Origin of the sequence: Variovorax sp. SG517, from assembly GCF_013376045.1 — a bacterium.
GTDB lineage: Bacteria > Pseudomonadota > Gammaproteobacteria > Burkholderiales > Burkholderiaceae_C > Variovorax.
In genome coordinates this window covers 59,539-77,876 of record NZ_JABMJG010000008.1, presented here as the reverse complement: position 1 = coordinate 77,876, position 18,338 = coordinate 59,539, and the positions used below count along the sequence as shown (strand labels likewise).

Here is an 18,338-nt window from a genome sequence, read left to right as displayed (position 1 = left end):
CTCTGGGGCCGTTTTCATTGGTGCAGTAGGTAGCCCCCCGTAGGGTTCGACGCCGCACAGGCTGGTCGGAAGACTGGCGCAATGGCTGGCGAAACCCTTAAGCCCTTCGACGGGCAACTCGATACCCCACCCCACAACCTGACCCCGTTTTCGGGTGAGCTCGATGCGCCCGATGCGAAGCGCACCGTGCTCGGCACCGCAAAGGATGTCGGGGTCACGGCGCTTAAGGGCGCGGTCGGCTTGCCGCAGAGCGTCGTCGGCTTGGCCGGCATTGTGACCGGCGGTCGGGCCGGCAAAGCCCTGGAGCAAGCCGGTGTTGGCTTCGAGGAGACGCAGAAGTTCCTCGACGACCAGTACTCCGATGCCCAGAAGGCCGCCAACCGCAAGGTGCAGGCGGCCGACGGCTTCGTCGACACGGCCAAGACCATGCTGGAGAACCCCAGCACCATCGCGACCAGCGTGGGCGAGTCGATTCCGCAAATGCTCGGTGGCGCAGGCGTCGCGCGCGGGTTGCTGAAGCTGGCGCCCAAGGTGGCACCCGCCATAGCTGGTGCCATCGGCGAAGGCGTGCTGGGTGCCGGCTCGCAGGCCGAGCAGATCCGCCAAGAGACGCAAGACGGGTTGCTCACCCCGAAGCAGGCGGCCCTGTCCGCTGCCACCGGCGCCGCTACTGCCGGCTTCGGAGCGCTCGGCGGCCGCCTCGCGCAGCGCCTCGGCATCGGCGATGCCGACACGATGCTGGCGCAGGGCGCAATCCATGGCGCCGGGCCCGCCTCGCAGCGCTCACTCGCACGCCAGGTCGGCGCCGGCATGCTCTCCGAGGGCGTGCTTGAAGAGCTGCCGCAGTCGATGTCCGAGCAGGCGCTGCAGAACCTCGCGCTGGACAAGCCCGTCGGAGAGGGTGTCGGCAAGGCCGCCGCCGCGGGCTTGCTCGCGGGCGGCGCCATGGGCGGCGGCGCGGCGCTGCTGCACGGTGCCACCGGCCAGCATGCTCCGAACCCGGCTGAGCCCGGTGGCGCAGAGCGAGTGCCAGGCGAACAGCTCTCGCTGCTGCCGGCGACCGAGGCCCCGTCTACTGCTGTGGCGAGCGAACTGCCCGCCGTTGCGGGCGGCCTGGCCAGCGTGCAGCGCACGTTCGATCCGCGCGACCCGGCCAGCCGGCCTCCGCTCGATGTGATGCCCACGGCTCCTACCGATGGCGTGGACTTCGAGGCGCCGGCACCAGGCGCGCGCGAGTTCAGCACGGGCAACCTCGCGCTCGCTGATGAAGCGAAGTCCGTGCGTCCCTCCGAAGCGATGGGGCTGGACCCCGCTGCAGGTCCGCTGTCCACCGCCGCCGCGCTGGCGGTGGATGGTGGCGCACACGACGTGATGAACGCGGCGGCCCAGCTCGCCGCTCAAGCGGAGGCTGCCGATGGCAAGGGCACGAAGCAGGCTGCTGCTTCGCCGGCACCCGCCGCTGCGCCTGTGGCGAAGGTCAATGCCGAAACCGGAGAGATCTCCGAGCAGCCGCAGGACCGGGAGGCCGAACTGCGCGCACGGTTGGAGTTCGTGCGCCAACAGGCCGCGTCGAACGGCTGGGATCAGCGCCTGATCGCCGAGCGCGACAGCGCCCGAGCCGAACTTGCTGCCTTCGCGCCCGCGGCACCGACCGCCCCCAACAGCGTGCAGGAGGGCATCGCGCAAGCACGCGACCGCCGCGCCCCGCCCGAATCCGCACCGCAACCCAAAGGAGAAACCCTTGGCACTCAAGCCGATCAAGCCCAGCAAGCAGTCGCGCAACAAGCGTCGGCAGGAGCAGAAGCGACTGCAGCAGCGCCAGTCGCAACCGCAGCAGCGCTGACACCCACGCCGGCAGCACCGGCAGTCCCGAACGCGAAGCGCGAGAAGGCGATTCGCCGGGTGGAAGAGGGGCGCGCATGGTTCCTGTCCCGCGACAAGGCGCAATCCTTCGTGGACACGTCAGGAATCGCGGACACGCACGAGGTGGTGGCGGACAACCGGCGCTTCATTGTGCAGGCCAAGGACGCCCAGCCGGCACAAGCTGCGCAGCCGCAAGCCGCTGCGCCGGCCGATCAACTGGCGGACCTGCGCCGCCGGCGCGCCGAGGCTGTGCCTGGCACGCCTCTGCGGCGCGATATCGACAACGACATCGCGCAGATCGAGCGCGAGCAGGGCAGCGCCGCCCGTCGGCCGGAAGCGGCAGCGCCGGTCGACGCCGCGGCGAACGAAGCCGCGACCAGCCCGCAAAACGACCTGCCCGAGCCCAGCCAGGCCCAGAAGGAGGCCGGCAACTACAAGATGGGCCACTTGTCTGGCGACGAGGTGCAGGGCCTGCGCATCAGCGTGGAGAACCCGCAGGGCAGCACGCGCCGCGGCACGTCGCCGAACGGCACCGAATGGAGCAACACGATGGCCGCGCACTACGGCTATGTGAAGGGCTCCGAGGCTGCTGACGGCGACCACGTGGACGTGTTCGTCGGCCCGGACGCGGCGTCTGCGCCGACGGTCTATGTGGTGGACCAGATCAACGCGGACGGTACCTACGACGAGGCGAAGGCCCTCTTCGGCTTCAACAGCGAAGCGGAGGCCGTGGCCGCATACAAGGGCAGCTACGACGCGGACTGGAAGGTCGGGCCGGTCACCGCCATGTCTGTGGACGACTTCAAGGCTGGCTTGGCCTCGGGGCGGTTCAAGAAACCGCTGTCGCCGACCCTGACCCGCGGCGCCGCAGCCGCACCGCGTGCGACCACCATGGAGACGGCGCGCACCGCAGTGGCGTCGTACTTCGATTGGTACCTCGGCCGCAATCCACGGGCATCCCGTCCGATGGGCGGCATCTACCAGGGCAACACCTTCACGCTGGATGCGGGCGGGGCACCGTTCACGAAAGATGGGCAGGTGCAGGTGAACGGGTTCAAGCACCTGACCTTCAACTACACCGCTGCATGGAAGGAGGCCCAATCGCGAGCTCGCGCCTCGGCGGCCGGCCCGATTGCCGCTTCTACCCCAGGAGACGAAAATGGACGAAATGCAGGAGCTGTACAGACCGAACGACTACCCGCCGCCGATCAAGGAGGCGATGCGCGCGATGCCGGCGCTGGCGACCGAGATCGCCAACCGGTGGATGCTCGGGTGGCCGAAGCGGGTGAAAGCGCTGATCGAGGCGAACGAGTTTCTGCCGGCGCTGAAGGAGCAGGAGGAGGCCGAGCGCAGGGCGTACAGCGATCCGGGGAACCGGCACCTAGCGCGCCACGAGATAGCGGAGATGTACGGTCTGAGCGACAGCCCGCCGACGCTGTAGCCGACCCGGCGACCGCCCAGGCATCGCCGAAGCCCGAGCTCGATCAGCCCAGCGACCACACCCTGGATGCCGAGGACATCGGCAAGGGCGGGCTCACCAAGAAGTACCGCGACAACATTGCGGCCATCCGCATCCTCAAGGCGCTGGCCGGCGAGAGCCGCAAGGCCACGCCCGAGGAACGCAAGCAGATCGCGCGCTATGTCGGCTGGGGCGCGCTCAAGGGTGTCTTCGATCCCCAGAACAAGCAGTGGGCCAAGGAGTTCGCCGAGCTGCGCGAACTGCTGACCGATGCTGAATACAAGGCCGCCCGCGCATCGATGCTGAATGCGCACTACACGTCGCCGGTGGTGGTCGATGGCATCTACCAGGCGCTCGAGCGCATGGGATTCTCCGCAGGCCGCGTGCTCGAACCGGCTGTGGGTACCGGCAACTTCTTCGGGCTGATGCCCGCGAGCATGCGCAAGCGCTCGCAGTTGCACGGCGTGGAGCTCGACCCGATCACCAGCCAGATCGCCGCCGCGCTGTATCCCAGCGCGAAGGTGGCGCAGGCCACCGGCTTCCAGGACTTCCAGGCGCCGGCCGAGTACTTCGACCTGGCCGTGGGCAACCCGCCGTTCGGGTCCGAGCCCATCGTGGATGACGACCGCTCGCCATACTCGGGCTTCTCGATCCACAACTACTTCTTCGCCAAGAGCATCGACAAGCTGCGCCCCGGTGGCTTGCTGGCGATGGTGGTGTCGCACAACTTCCTCGACGCCAAGAACGAGGCGACCCGCCAATGGATCGCGGACCGCGCGAACCTGGTGGCGGCTGTCCGCTTGCCGAACACCGCGTTCAAGGCGAACGCCGGCACCGACGTGGTGACCGACATCGTGGTGTTCCAGAAGAAGACTGAATCCGAGCGTGCGAACGGCCTGGGCGACGCTGCCTGGGTGAAGGTCGGCCAGCAGACCCTCGCCAACCCGAAGACGGGCGAAGCCACGCAGCACAACGTCAGCAGCTACTTCCTGAGCAACCCTGACGCGGTGCTCGGCAGGCCGACGGCCGCAGGGTCGATGTACCGCGTGGGCGAATACACGGTGGAACCTTCCGGCGACCTGGCGCAGCAGCTGAAGACGTGGGCCGACGCGCTCCCGGAAGACCTCTATCAGCCCGTGGAGCGCACGCACGAGCAGGAGGCCGCCGACGTGGTGGTGCCCGACGGCGTGAAGGTCGGTTCGTTCTACGTAGACGACAGTGGCCGCGTGTTGATGCGCGGCCCTGATTCGCTGGGCAACCGGACGGCCGAGCCGTGGACGCCGCCCAATGTGAAAGCGGCAGAGCGCATGAAGGGAATGGTCGGGTTGCGCGATGCGCTGCGCGCACAGATGCGCCTGGAGCGATCCCCCGACTCGACCGACGGGCAGATCGAGCAGCATCGCCGCGAACTGAACCGCCTCTACGACGGGTTCCAGAGCAAGTACGGCTACCTGAACGATCCCACCAACCGCCGCATCTTTCTGGACGACACCGAATCTGCCCTTGTGCTGGCACTGGAGTTCGACTACGACCGCGGTGTGAGCAAGGCGGTGGCCGAGCGCGAGGACATCGAGCCGCGCGCGCCCAAGGCGGTCAAGGCCGACATCTTCGCGCGCCGCGTGATGTTCCCGCCAGCGGACAACATCAAGGTGAGCAACGCCAAGGACGCGCTGCTGGCCAGCCTGAACTACAAGGGGCGGCTGGACGCCGACTACATGGCGACGCTGTACGACAAGCCGCCGGCCCAGATCGTTTCGGAGCTGGGCGACGTGGTATATGCCGACCCGGTGAACGGGCTCGTGATGGCCCACGAATACCTGTCCGGCGACGTGAAGACGAAGTTGGCCGAAGCAGAGGCTGCGGCGCGCGATGACCCGGCACTGCGCCGCAACGTGGAAGCCTTGCGCAAGGTCATCCCGGCCGACAAGCGGCCGAGCGAAATCCACGCGGCCATGGGTGCCGCTTTCATTCCCCAGGAGCTGTTCCAGCAGTTCGCCAAGGAAGTGACTGGCGCGGATGCGCGCGTCACCTACCTGCGAGCGACCGGGCAGTGGCTGGTGGACTACACCTCTCAGCCCAACCCGGCCCTCAACACCGCGAAGTGGGGCATCAGCCGGATGACGGCGCAGAACATCTTCATGCGCACGATGGCGGGGCAGGGCGTGGTGGTCACGGACACCATCCGCGACCCCAATGGCGGTACCCGCACGGTGGTGCTCGAGAAAGAGACAGAGGCGGCGCGCGAGAAGCAGACCGCCATGAAGGCCGAGTGGCAGCGCTGGCTGTGGAGCGATCCCGAGCGCGCCGACCGCGTGGCAGGCATCTACAACGACAAGATGAACCGCATCGTGGTGCGTCGCTTCGACGGCTCGCACATGACCTTCCCGGGCATGTCGCCCGCGATGGAGCTGCTGCCTCACCAGAAGGATGCGGTCTGGCGGGCCCTGCAGCAGCGCCAGATTCTGCTGGATCACGTCGTCGGCGCGGGCAAGACCTTCGAGGTGGTGGCTGCCATCATGGAAATGCGTCGGCTCGGCATCGCTCGGAAGCCCATCGTTACGGTGCCCAACCACCTGACCCTGCAGTGGCGCAGCGAGTTCTCCCGCCTGTACCCGGCGGCCAACGTGCTGGCGGCCACGCCGGACGACTTCACCAAGGGCAACCGGGAGAAGTTCTTCTCCAAGATCGTCACCGGCGACTGGGATGCCGTCATCATCGGCCACTCCAGCCTGAAGCGGATTGCTCTGCCGGCCGAGACGGAAAAGGCGGTGCTCGAAGAGCAGATTACCGAGCTGGCCGACAGCATCGGCGAGATGAAGCGCGCCCGCGGCGACCGCAACATCGTGCGCGACATGGAGAGCATCAAGGCCCGCCTGGAAGCGCGCATGAAGCAGCGCGTACAGGCCCTCGGGGAGCGTGACAAGGTGGTGACGTTCGATGAGCTCGGCGTCGATGCCTTCGCCATCGACGAGCTGCACGAGTTCAAGAACCTCTTCTACAACTCCACCATGGAGCGCGTGCCGGGCATGGGCAACCCGGGCGGATCGGACAAGGCGTTCGACCTGTTCGTGAAGGCCCAGTACCTCTTCGACGCGCTGGGCGACAAGGCCCCGCTGATGGGGGCGACCGGCACGCCGGTTTCCAACAGCCTGGTGGAAATGTTCAACATGCAGCGGTTCCTGCAGTACCCGACGCTCAAGGCGCAGGGCCTGCACGTCTTCGACGCCTGGGCCAAGCAATTCGGCAGCGTGGAGTCGCTGTACGAGGTTTCGCCGTCGGGCACGGGATACCGACAGGCCTCGCGGTTCGCCAAGTTCAAGAACCTGCCTGCACTGATGGGCATGTACCAGACCTTCGCTGACACGGTGACGCTGGACGACCTGAAGGCGCAGGAGGAGGCCCGGGGCCGCACGTTCCCGGTGCCGCAGGTGGCCGGCGGCCGGCCGGTCAACGTGGTGGCGAAGCGCTCGCCGGAGGTGGCCAACTTCATGGGCGTGCCCCAACTGGACATCCAGGGCGGGCGAGTGCAGTTCGGGTTCAACCCGGCCGCGGGCGAGCGCGCGGTTGTCGAGAAGGCCGAGGACGGCAACAGCTGGCGCGCCGAAACCCGCGTGCCGCAGCCGGACGAGAAGGAAATTCGGCAGCTCATCGGCTCCGCGAAGACTGAAGAGGATGCCAGGCTGCTGGTGGTCGAGGCGGCGTTGTCGCCCAAGATCAAGGTGGACCCGAAATCGATCCTCGGCCAGTTCGCAGACCTGAAGCGCCTGACGAAGGAGACGAAGGGAAAGGTCAACGCGCTGTCGCTGACCGGCCAGGCCAACAAGGCGGGCTTGGACTTCCGCCTGATCGACCCGACCGCTTCAGACTTCGCGGGCTCGAAGATCAACCTCGCCGTCGACCGCATGCTGGGCACGTACCAGAAGTGGGCGGCTGACCGCGGAACGCAACTGGTCTTCTGCGACCTCTCGGTGCCCCTGTCGGCGCGCAGCGGCTTCGGAAGCAAGGAGCGGCGCGTCTACGTGCGCGAAGATGGCGCGCTGGCGCACAAGAAGGGCACCATGCACACTGTGCGTGGTCACGAAGACCTGCCGTTCTTCGTGGTGAAGGAGGGGGGCAAGGATGCCAAGGCCTTCACCATCTACGACGCGGCCACCGGCCTGCGCGTGCACGCAGGCCTGCCAGCCAAGGGCATTGCGACGGACTGGGCGGCTCAGGCGCTGAACGATGACAGCCGCCGTCAACGCTGGATCGACGCTCGCGACCGCATCGGCGACCTCCAGCAGGACGAGATCGACGACTACAACAACGCCAACGAGATCGACACCGAGGAAACCGAATCGATCTCGCTGTCCGACATCGCAGGCATGTCGGGGGCCACCGCGTTCTCCGTCTACGACGACATCAAGGGCAAGCTGGTGGCCCGCGGCGTGCCGGAGCGCGAGATTGCGTTCATCCACGACTACAACACGCCCGCAGCGAAGGACAAGCTGTTCAAGGCGGTGAATCGGGGCGACATCCGTTTCTTGCTCGGCTCCACCCCGAAGATGGGTGCCGGCACCAACGTGCAGGAGCGTCTCGTGGGGCTGCACCACATCGACGCGCCATGGCGGCCGAGCGACCTGGAGCAGCGCGAGGGCCGCATCATCCGCCGCGGCAACGCGCTCTACGCACGCGACCCGGACGGCTTCGAGGTGGAGATCTACCGTTACGCCACCGAGCAGACTTACGACACCCGCCGCTGGCAGATCCTGGAGCACAAGGCGCGCGGCATCGAGCAACTGCGCAAGTACGATGGCACGCTCAACGAGATCGACGACATCGAGGGCGAGGCCGCCAACGCGGCCGACATGAAGGCCGCTGCATCAGGCGATCCGCTCATCCTGGAGGAAACCCGGCTGCGCAACGACGTGCGCCGGCTGGAGTCTCTGCAGGCCTCCCACGCTGACGAAACTGCGGCCATGGTCCGTCAAGCGCGCGACCAGCAGCGCTTCGCGGAAGACTGGGGCCCGAAGGAGCTGGACACGTTCCGCGCGCTCCAGACCGCAGCAGAAGCGAACCCGGTGCCCAAGGATGGGTTCGCCGGCCTGACCGTCGCCGGGAAGACGATCACCGACCGCGAAGCGGCGATCAAGGCCGTCAAGCGCGGCATCGACCGTGTGTTCGTGAGCGGTGGGCAGGAGGAATTCCAGTACCGCGGCGTGACCTTCATGCTGGAAGGAACCCCCGACCACGTGGAGCTCAACTCGCCCACGGGTGGCCTGGACTCCTACCGGCCGGCCCGGGACGTGCTGCCGTCGGCGGCAGGCATCCTGACGCGCTTCGGCAACTACGTCAATCGCCTCCCGGCGCACATCGCCGATCTGGAAGCCAAGATCGCTGGGGCGAAGCAATCGGCGGTCCAACTGCGCGAGCAGGCCGGCAAGCCGTTCGCCCAGGCGACGGAGCTGGAAGCAGCGCGCGAGGCCCACCGCCGCGTGCAGCGACGGCTGGTGGCCAAGGGACCGGACATCCCGCTGAACCAGCGCCCCGCTCTGCAAAAGGCCATGGCTGAGCAGCGCCAGCAGCTCACCGAGCAAGGATTCGGCGATGCGCTCGAGGAGTTCGGCGGCCCGACGGACGATGCGCAGTTCCGGCGGGATGGGACCGAAATGCTCTCGCCCGAAGCGGCGAGGGCGATGCGTGCGCTGCTGCCGAACTACTCGCCCGAGGCGCGTGCACAGGCTGTAGCGTCGGTGAGCAAGACCGTGGAGGCGATTCGCGCGGGCTGGGGCAACGGCCCTGAGGTGATCGTGGCCTTCGACATGGGCGATCCGGTCGTTCCGGAGGCGGCCCGCCGCGCAGACCTCAAACAGCGCAGCGGCGGCGCGCGCGGCGCTCCCGAGGGCTTCTACTATCGCGGCAAGGCCTATCTGATGGCCTCGCGGCTGCCCACGGCCAACGACGCGGCGCGCGTGCTCTTTCACGAGGTGTTGGGCCACCACGGGCTGCGCGGCCAGTTCGGCAAGGGGCTGGATGACGTGCTGAACCAGATCGGCACCATGCGTCGCGCCGACGTGGACGCGAAGATCGAGGAATACGGGCTGCGAGGTGTCAACAAGCTCGACCGGCGCGCCGCGGCGGAGGAAGTTTTGGCCGAAATGGCGCAGACCCACCCCGAGCTGCACTTCGTGCGCCGTGCGATCGCTGCGATCCGGACCTGGCTGCGCCAGCACGTGCCGGGCTTCAGCAACCTGCGGATGACGGACGACGAGATCGTGCGCAACTTCATCCTGCCGGCGCGGCGCTTCGTTGAGCAGGGCGGCCCCGACGGCGGGCCCGGCGACGGGCTGCGCTTCAGCCGTGGCGATGCGGGCCCCGCCTCGACCAACAGCCTGGATGCCCCCATCGCCACCAACGACGAGGGTGTGGCGAACTTCTGGCACTGGTACAGTGGGCAAGATGGAAGCCTCAAAGACACCCGAAGCGGCACGCAAGGATCTGGAGGAACTGCTGGCGGAGCTGCCGCCGGTGGGCCCGGCCGAGATGGCGGCGCACCTGGGCGACTCGGACCCGTTGATGCGCAAGGCCGCCCGCTCGTATTTTTCCACGGCACGCGCGACGACTTCGCCGCCTTCGATACCGAGCATCCAAACCGAAAAGACGTAGGCTGGCTCGGCCGCGGCGTCTACGGTGCGAGCGACGCGGCGGACGCCAACTACTACGCCGGCGCGAAGCGCGGCCAGGGCGGACAGCGCGTCATGCCCCTGTACTTCGCGGTCACGAACCCCTACGTTGCCACCCCGGAGATCAAGGCTCGGCTCAAGCGGGCGACGCAGGCGCAGGTGGACCGGTTCACGTCGAACCTGCGCGCGATGGGGCACGACGGCGTGACCCTCACGGCTGAGGATGGCTCGGTAGAGATCGTGGCCTTCGAGCCCACCCAGGTGAAGTCGGCCATCGGCAACAGCGGGGCCTTCGACGGCGGCAACCCGGACATCCGGTTCAGCCGATCCACGGTGCAGGACTTCGCGAAGAAGGCCACCGCCGAGCTCAACAAGACCTTTAACGCGCCCGGCAAGCTGTCGTGGTGGCACAAGACGGTCGGCACCATGTACAACCTCGCGGAGCGCTCGCCGGCCTTCAAGGCGGTGTTCGATTCGGCGCAGGGCTTCGTGGACGACGTGAGCTTCTACGCCAACGACGCGGCCGAACTGGCACCCAAGCTTCTGCCGAAGCTGGAGACGTGGCGCGACATCAAGAAGGCACCGGTGGCGGCAGCTGACAACGCGGCGGTGGCGAAGCCGGTCTTCGAGGGCACGCTGACCTGGGCGCGAGACGAACAGGGCAAGCCGGTACCGGTGCAGTCGCTCATCGATGCCGCGGCAGAGCTGACGGCCGACCAAAAGGCGCAGCGCCTGCTGCGAAACGGGCAGATCGATGAGCGCATGCTGAAGGCATGGCAGGGCATGCCCCTGGAGTCCTATGAGAAGGCCATCAACACGCGCTTCGAGTCACGCATGCTGCAGCCGGGCGTCGTCTGGACCGATGCGGAGCTGCGCTCGATGTTCAAGCTCTCGGACGACCAGATCGCGCTCTACCACGAGTTCCGCGAGACGACCGACCGGAGCCTGGACACGATGGCGCGCGCCGACATGCTGCGGTTCGTGGGCGACGATGCCAAGGTTATGCGTGGCATGGTGATGGATGCGCCAGACGCGCAGGCGGCCGCCGTGCTGCTGCGCGATCACCTGGTGCAACTGGCCAACGAGCAGCCTGACCGCGCGACGCAGATCCTGAACACCGCCAACGGCATCATCGACCGGGCCGACAAGGTGCGCGACCTGCAGGCCCGCGGGTATGCGCCGCTGTCGCGCTTCGGGCGCTACTCGGTCGATGTTGTGGATGCTGCCGGCGAGCGGCAGTACTTCGGCCTGTTCGAGACGGCGCGCGAGGCCAACAACATGGCTACGAAGATGCGGGAGGAGTTCGGCGATGCCACTGTCACCCAGGGCACGCTCTCGGAGGAGGCCTTCAAGCTCTTCGCTGGCGTGACGCCCGAGACGCTGGAGCTGTTCGGCAATGCCCTCGGTCTCGACTCGACCGGCGACAGTGCGCAAGACCAAGCTTTCCAGGAATATCTGCGGCTGACGAAGACCAACCGCAGCGCGATGCGCCGGCTGATCCACCGCAAGGGCATCGCAGGCTTCAGCGAGGACGTGGGCCGCGTGCTGGCCTCCTTCATCTACTCGAACGCGCGCCAGACGGCCGCCGGCCTGCACATGGGCGACCTCGGCGAGGCGGTGCAGGCCATCCCGAAGGAACAGGGCGAACTGAAAGACGCTGCCGTGCGCCTGGCCGACTATGTGAAGAACCCGCAGGAGGAGGCGCAGGCAGTGCGCGGGCTGCTGTTCGCACAGTATCTGGGCGGCTCCGTGGCGTCGGCGTTCGTGAACATGACCCAGCCTATCGCCGTGACCATGCCGTGGCTGAGCCAGTACGGCGGCGCGCGCGCGGCGGCTGCGCAGATCGGCCGGGCTGCGAAGAACATCGCTACGCGCGGTTTCGAATACGAGCCGGATCTCGCTGCCGCGCTCAAGCGCGCCGAGGACGAGGGCACCGTGAGCCCGCAGGAGGTGCACCAGTTGATGGCGCAGGCGCGCGGCGCGAGCTCGCTGCGCTCCGGCGATGGAACGCGCGGCGGCGAGCTGCGCGCGATGGGCCAGAACGCACTGTCGCGCCTGTCGCTGGCATGGGGAAAGCTCTTCGGCGCCGCCGAACAGGTGAACCGCCGCATCACCTTCGTCGCGGCCTATCGGACTGCGAAGGCACAGGGCATCGAAGACCCGGCAGGATTCGCGCGGAAGGCGATCACGGAAACGCAGTTCCTCTACAGCAAGGCGAACAAGATGGAGTGGGGGCGCGGAGCCATGGGCGGCACGCTGATGACCTTCAAAACCTACAGCGTCGCCTACCTCGAGCTGCTGCACCGCATGTACACGCAAGGCGGGCCGGAGGGCAAGCGCGCCGCGCTGCTGGCGCTGGGCATGCTGATGCTGATGGGCGGCGCCGGCGGCCTGCCATTCGAGGAAGACCTGGAGGATGCGGTCGACGCGCTGGCGCAGATGCTGGGCTACAACTTCTCGACGAAGAAGGCCCGCCAGGAATTCCTGGAGAGCCTGCTGCCGAAGCCGATTGCGCAGTTCGTCGACAAGGGCGTGAGCGGCCTGCCTGGCGCACCCCTGGATGTGTCGGGCCGCCTCGGGATGGGGAACCTGATCCCGGGCACCGGTCTCTTGCTGGAGAAGACCAGCCACGCGCGCGACCTGCTGGAGATCGCGGGCCCGGCCGGTGACTTCGTCAGCCGCATCCTCTCCGGCGGCCGCAGCGTGCTGACGGGCGATGTGGGGGCCGGGCTGTTGGAAATGTCGCCGGCAGCAGTGCGCAACGCGGCCAAGGGCGCTGATATGGCCGCGACCGGGATGTACCGGGACGCCAAGGGCTACAAGGTGCTGGACACGAACACGCTGGAGGCGGCGCTGAAGACCATCGGTTTCCAGCCCAACAGCGTTGCCACCATCCAGGAAGCGAACGGCATCAACCAGGGCGCGAAGGCCTTCTACAACCTGCGCGCGCAGGAAATCCGAGCGACGTGGGCGCAAGGCATCTTCGAGGGCGATCAGCAGAAGGTGCAGGATGCTCGCGACCAGGTGGCCGCATGGAACCGGAAGAACCTCGAGCAGCCGATGCTGGTGCGCATCCCCGACGTGATGCGTCGGGTGCGCGAGATGCGCAAATCCAAGGATGAGCGGATCGCCGATACCGCGCCGCGGGCGATGCGGGCCCAGATGCGGGAAGACCTGGCGCGGACGCGCGCCGATCTGTAGCGCTCCCCTGTAGGGTTTCTCTGTGAGGGGCGTGCCCGGAATCATGCGGGCATGAACGAAGACCCGACCACCATCAGTGCCCCGGCCATCAAGGCCGGGGCCGCAATCGCATCAGCCGCCGGGGCGCAGGTAGTGGAAAGCGCTTCGAAGGCGACCTCAATCTTCTCCGACCTGTTCGTGCTGAACTGGCCGAACATCGCGTCCGCCGCAGCCGCCATCTATACCCTCGCGCTCCTCGCCGAGTTCTGCTGGAAGAAATTCTGGCGACCGTTTTTCGAGCGCATGGGCTGGATCAAGCCGAAGCCGCGCCTGGTGCTCACGCCGAGTGAATGGGCGGCCCTCCGCCCCACCGAGAGCGACTGATGGCCGCCCCGAATCGTGTGCGCGTCGCGGTGGCAGCGCTCACGCTGTCTATCGCAGGCTTTGGCGCCTGGAAGGCCCACGAGGGCGACGGGCCGGTCACCGTGCGCGGAGACGGAGTGGAAGTACTGCACCCCTACATTCCGACGCAAGGTGACGTGCCGACCATCGGGCACGGCTCGACCCGCTACGAAGACGGCACTCGCGTGACGTTGGCCGACCCACCCATTACCCGCCGACGCGCTGAAGAGCTCGCGCGCAACCTGAACCGCTCCGAAGAGCGACGCTTCGCCGCGTCCTTGCCCGGTGTCACCCTGACGCAGGACGAGTTCGACCTCTACATGGACTTCGTGGGCCAGTACGGCATGCCCAACTGGTCGGGCTCCAGCATGCGGCGCGAGCTCCTCGCCGGGCGGCCGCGCGCGGCGTGCGATGCGCTGCTCAGATGGCGCTTCCAGGCCGGCCGGGATTGCAAGCAGCCGCAAAACTGGGGGCCGAAGGGCTGCAAAGGCGTGTGGTTGCGGCAGCAGGCGCGGCACAGCGCCTGCATCGCCGCCCAGTAGGAGAGGCGATGCTGCCCGACCTCAAAACGCCCCTGCTGTGGATTCTTGGCTTGGCCTTCGTCGCCGCCCTGGCAACGGCCGGCGTCGAGCGCACCCGCGCGGCAGGTGCGCGCGCCGACGCGGCCACCGCGCGCAAGGAACTGGCGGATCTGCGCGCTACGAACGCCGAGTCTGGCCGCCAGGCGGAGCGCGCGGCTCGAACCCAAGAACAGACTTGGCGTGAACGCCTGGAAGGAGTCACCCAAAATGGCCGAAATCAAATCGCTGCCGCGCGCGTTGATGCTGAGCGTGCTGGTGCTGCTGAGCGCCTGCTGCGCGACCAGCTCGCCTCCTATCGCGCCGCCGTCCGTGCAGCCACCGCAGCGGCCGGCCCTGCCGGCGGAAGCCCGCCAGCCGAAGCCGCCCTCGATCTGCTTGCCGACCTGCTCGGCCGGAGTGGCGCAGCTCTTGGAGAGCTTGGGCGATTCGCTGACGCTGCCCACGCCGCTGGCACCATCTGCGAGCGGGCAGCAGACGCCACAGCGCCCTGAAAACTAGCGCTTGGAGGCGATGGCGCGGGCGATGGCCTGCAACGCCTCTTCGGCGGAAGGTGCGAACTTCACTGAGCAGGCGAGCATGAGGTTCAACGGGAGCCCGAGGTCTTCAACGATCAGATCATTGGCATCTCGAAGCGGTCCCAGGTCTTCGCGGCTTGTTTGCTGGCTAGCTTTCACCCGATCCGCGTAGCTGCCTTGGGGCACGCCATAGGCGACGACAGGAAGGCCTCGCGCTGTAGCGACGCCCACCTCGAAAACCGTGCCCGAGTCCGGTTCCACGCCGCGAAAGGGTGCGAGGTTGGCTACAACTCCATCTGCTTGTTGGAGCAGCCCCATGTTGATCTCATAGATCCGTTGAGCGATCTCTGCTTCGTTCACAGCCGATGGGATCATTCCGTCTGATGGGGGGAGCGCTTCCAGCCCCAGCTTGTCGCACACAGTTTTCAGCTGGGCAAAGTGCTGCCTTGCGTCGCGACGGAACACATCAGGGCCGGCGAGATAGATGCGCGGACGGTGAGTCATTGTGAACGTGGAGAAGGGCGGGACCGATTCTGCCGGAAGCGCGCTAAAAATTTTCGCTCACGCGCCGCGACGGCATTTGCAATCCAGACCGCATCAATTTCATTAGTTGAAGTGCCAGCTGACGTATGTCGGATACCAGCCGCCTTCCTGCGAAGGGGTCGCTTCGGAGTACACCAGCGTCGCGGAATGCGTCTTGGTTTTTTCGTTGGGCAAGATGAGCACGTATTCCACATCGCCAACGATCTTCCCGTCGCGGCGCCGCTCAACCTTGAAACTGGGAGACACCATTTCGACTTGGCGCGCACCTGACGCCTCCCATCGCTCTAAGTCTTTGGCAAACCTTCGCTGAGCCTCATCGCGTAGAGACTCCAGGTATCGGTGTTCGGTAATTTCGTTCATAGAGGCCCCAAAACTCGGGCAATCCGCGGGAACGGAGGAGCGCTGGGCCGCGCCGAACCGTCATGCGAGGTGTGTACAATATTCCCACCGACGCTCGCGCAACCCGCATGGATGTTGGCTCGACGCCACAGATTGTGATTCTGGTCGTCGTGGGTTCGAGTCCCATCAGCCACCCCAAAAAATATCTCCTTGCCGCTATTGCGCAATAGCGGCGTTCAAAGGATCTCGACGCCGGGCTTGTCCCGGCGTTGTCATTTCCGGCCGCCGCATCTCCTGTTGCCTGCGTGCCGAAGACTCTTTTTCCATCCTGCCTGCATATAAGACGTCAACCGCGGCGTGCACTTTACGTTGCGAGTTGTTGCACTAATGCAATGCGCCGCCAATTTTTTCGCGTGGTAAGGCACTTGTGGCAAATGTAAACTGAATTAAAATCGCCCCGTTTTCAATTCCAGGAGTCCAACAATGGCTTCGACCCTCGCCGATATCAATTCCCAGATCAAGAAGCATGACGAGCAGATTGCGCAATTGCGCAAGCAGGCCGAAGACCTGCGCAACCAGGAGCGCGCTGGTGTGATCGAGGAGTTGCGCAGGAAGATTGCCGAATATGGTTTGACCGCTTCCGACCTGAAGCTGACCGGCCGCGTGGGCTCCGCCAAGCGCAGCGCAACTGCTGCGCCGGCCAAGGCGGCCGCTAAATATCGCAGCCCGAACGGCGAAACCTGGTCTGGCGGCCGCGGCCGCAAGCCGCGCTGGGTGACCGAGGCATTGGCCGCGGGCAAGTCGCTTTCCGATTACGAGATCAAGTAAGTGCCCTGTTTCCCCTGGGCAGGCGCCCAATAAAAAAGCCCGCATGAGCGGGCTTTTTTATTGGGCGCTGGAGATGAAACGGCGCGGCGCGCTCAGTTCACCATCACCAGTTTTCCTTTGACGCCGCGCGAACCCATGTGGGCGTACGCGGCCTTCAATTCCGCCATCGGCATCGTGCTGTCGATCACCGGTTTGATCTTTCCCTGGCCATACCACTGTGCCAATTCCGCCATCATCTGCGCATTGGCCTTGGGCTCGCGTTTCGCGAAATCGCCCCAGAACACGCCGACGAGCGAGGCGCCTTTCAGCAGCATCAGATTCAATGGCAGGGACGGAATCGGGCCCGATGCGAAACCGACGACCAAATAACGGCCGCGCCACCCGATGGAGCGAAAGGCGGGATCCGCAAAATCGCCGCCTACCGGGTCGTAAATGACATCGGGTCCCTTGCCGTCGGTGGCGGCCTTGATGGCGTCGCGAAAACCGTTGGGCAGTGCGTGAGTCGTGTAGTTGATCGTCGCGTCAGCGCCAATGGAGCGGCAGAGCTCGCATTTCTCGTCGGTGGAGGCGGCCGCGATCACCTTGGCTCCGGCGGCCTTGGCGATCTGGATGGCCGCAGTGCCCACCCCGCCCGCCGCACCGAGCACCAGCACGGTTTCGCCGGCCTTGAGCTGTGCGCGGTCCATCAGCGCGTGCCACGAAGTGGCGTAGATCATGATGAAGGCTGCCGCGTCGACATGACCGAAGCCTTCCGGCAGCGGCATGCACAGGGCCGCTGGCGCCAGCGTATGGGTGCCGAAGCCGCCGGTGCCGGAAAGGCAGGCCACGTTCTGTCCCACCTTGAGGTGCGTCACGCCTTCGCCGACCGCCTGGACGACGCCCGCGTACTCGGAGCCGGGCACGAAGGGCAGCGGCGGCTTCATCTGGTATTTGTTCTGCACGATCAGCAGATCGGGGAAATTCAGGCTGGCCGCCTTGATCTCGATGAGCACCTGGCCCGGCCCGGGCGTGGGGGTGGGCAATTCCTTCCAGGTCAGCGCGTCGACGCCAACGGGGTTCTCGCAAAGCCATGCGTGCATGCCAGGGTCTCCTTCAGACAGGTAATGTTGGGGCAATGAAGCGGGCGATGATAGGGGCCGCGGCGGGGTGGCCTTGTCCCTGCTGCGACGCACCCGAAGCCTACAATCCGGTGCATCCAGAAGCACCATGAAGATACTTATTTCCAACGACGACGGCTTCCAGGCGCCGGGCATCGTCGCTCTGCACGACGCACTCAAGGACATCGCCGAAGTCGAGGTGGTCGCACCCGAGCACAACAACAGCGCCAAGTCGAACGCGCTGACCCTGGCGGCGCCGCTCTACGTGCGCGAGGCGCACAACGGTTTCCGCTATGTGACCGGCACGCCGGCCGACTGCGTGCACATCGCGCTCAAGGGCCTGCTCGACTATCGGCCCGACCTGGTGGTTTCCGGCATCAACAATGGTGCCAACATGGGTGACGACACCATCTATTCGGGCACCGTGGGCGCGGCAATGGAAGCCTACCTGTTCGGCATTCCGGCCATTGCCTTCTCGCAGATCGAAAAGGGCTGGGCGCACGTGGATGCCGCGGCCCAGGTGGCGCGGCGGCTTGTGCAGCAGATCGAGCGCGAGCGCATGCATGAAGGCGGCGCTTTCCTGCTGAATGTGAACGTGCCGAATCTGCCTTTCGACGAGCTGAAGCCCGTCAAGGTCTGCCGGCTCGGCCGGCGCCATGCGGCGGAGAAGGTGATCACGCAGGACAGCCCGCGCGGCGAGACCATGTACTGGATCGCCGGTGCCGGCGGCGCCAAGGACAGCGGCGAAGGCACCGACTTCCACGCCACCGCGGCCGGCCACATCGCGCTGACGCCCTTGCAGATCGACCTGACAGACCACGCCAACCTTGGCCAATGGCGCGAGACGGTGGCCCGTCTCGGCAACTGAC

The 18,338-nt window shown here is 66.5% G+C and carries 9 protein-coding genes; 6 read left to right on the top strand and 3 right to left on the bottom strand.

Translation table 11 applies throughout. The features are described from left to right. Positions 1-81 precede the first annotated feature (81 nt). Genes FHT32_RS34825 through FHT32_RS23455 form a run of 4 tightly spaced genes read left to right on the top strand, consistent with a single transcriptional unit; the run spans position 82 to position 14,638 of the window. Positions 82-13,185, top strand: a complete 13,104-nt coding sequence (locus FHT32_RS34825) for a PLxRFG domain-containing protein (protein ID WP_218088388.1) — start codon at positions 82-84, stop codon at positions 13,183-13,185. Between the two features lie 51 nt (positions 13,186-13,236). Continuing rightward, positions 13,237-13,548 (top strand): hypothetical protein, encoded by a 312-nt coding sequence (locus FHT32_RS23465; RefSeq protein ID WP_176667016.1) that lies wholly within the window; start codon positions 13,237-13,239, stop codon positions 13,546-13,548. Beyond that, positions 13,548-14,108, top strand: coding sequence for a glycoside hydrolase family protein (locus tag FHT32_RS23460; protein ID WP_176667015.1), 561 nt, complete (start codon positions 13,548-13,550; stop codon positions 14,106-14,108). Before FHT32_RS23465 ends, FHT32_RS23460 begins: the two co-directional genes overlap by 1 nt. Positions 14,109-14,116: 8 nt before the next feature. Then, a complete protein-coding gene (locus FHT32_RS23455) occupies positions 14,117-14,638 on the top strand; it encodes a DUF2514 family protein (RefSeq protein WP_176667014.1) in 522 nt (173 codons plus the stop codon). Positions 14,639-14,641: 3 nt separating this feature from the next. On the opposite strand, the gene FHT32_RS23450 is transcribed toward FHT32_RS23455, so the two are convergent. Beyond that, positions 14,642-15,166, bottom strand: a complete 525-nt coding sequence (locus FHT32_RS23450) for a nucleoside 2-deoxyribosyltransferase (RefSeq protein ID WP_176667013.1) — start codon at positions 15,164-15,166, stop codon at positions 14,642-14,644. A 102-nt stretch (positions 15,167-15,268) separates the two neighbouring features. Then, positions 15,269-15,565 (bottom strand): hypothetical protein, encoded by a 297-nt coding sequence (locus FHT32_RS23445; RefSeq protein ID WP_176667012.1) that lies wholly within the window; start codon positions 15,563-15,565, stop codon positions 15,269-15,271. A gap of 462 nt (positions 15,566-16,027) precedes the next feature. Here FHT32_RS23445 and FHT32_RS23440 point away from each other — a divergent pair, with 462 nt between their 5' ends. Beyond that, positions 16,028-16,372: an H-NS family nucleoid-associated regulatory protein gene (locus tag FHT32_RS23440; RefSeq protein ID WP_176667011.1), complete on the top strand. Its 345-nt coding sequence runs from the start codon at positions 16,028-16,030 to the stop codon at positions 16,370-16,372. A 92-nt stretch (positions 16,373-16,464) separates the two neighbouring features. On the opposite strand, the gene FHT32_RS23435 is transcribed toward FHT32_RS23440, so the two are convergent. Continuing rightward, positions 16,465-17,451 carry an NADPH:quinone oxidoreductase family protein gene (locus FHT32_RS23435; protein WP_176667010.1) on the bottom strand — a complete coding sequence of 329 codons (987 nt, stop codon included), beginning with the start codon at positions 17,449-17,451 and terminating at the stop codon, positions 16,465-16,467. Positions 17,452-17,578: 127 nt separating this feature from the next. Between FHT32_RS23435 and surE the strand changes: the two genes are divergently transcribed. Continuing rightward, on the top strand, positions 17,579-18,337 hold the full coding sequence (surE, locus tag FHT32_RS23430) for a 5'/3'-nucleotidase SurE (RefSeq protein ID WP_019655892.1): 759 nt from the start codon (positions 17,579-17,581) through the stop codon (positions 18,335-18,337). Position 18,338: the final 1 nt, after the last annotated feature.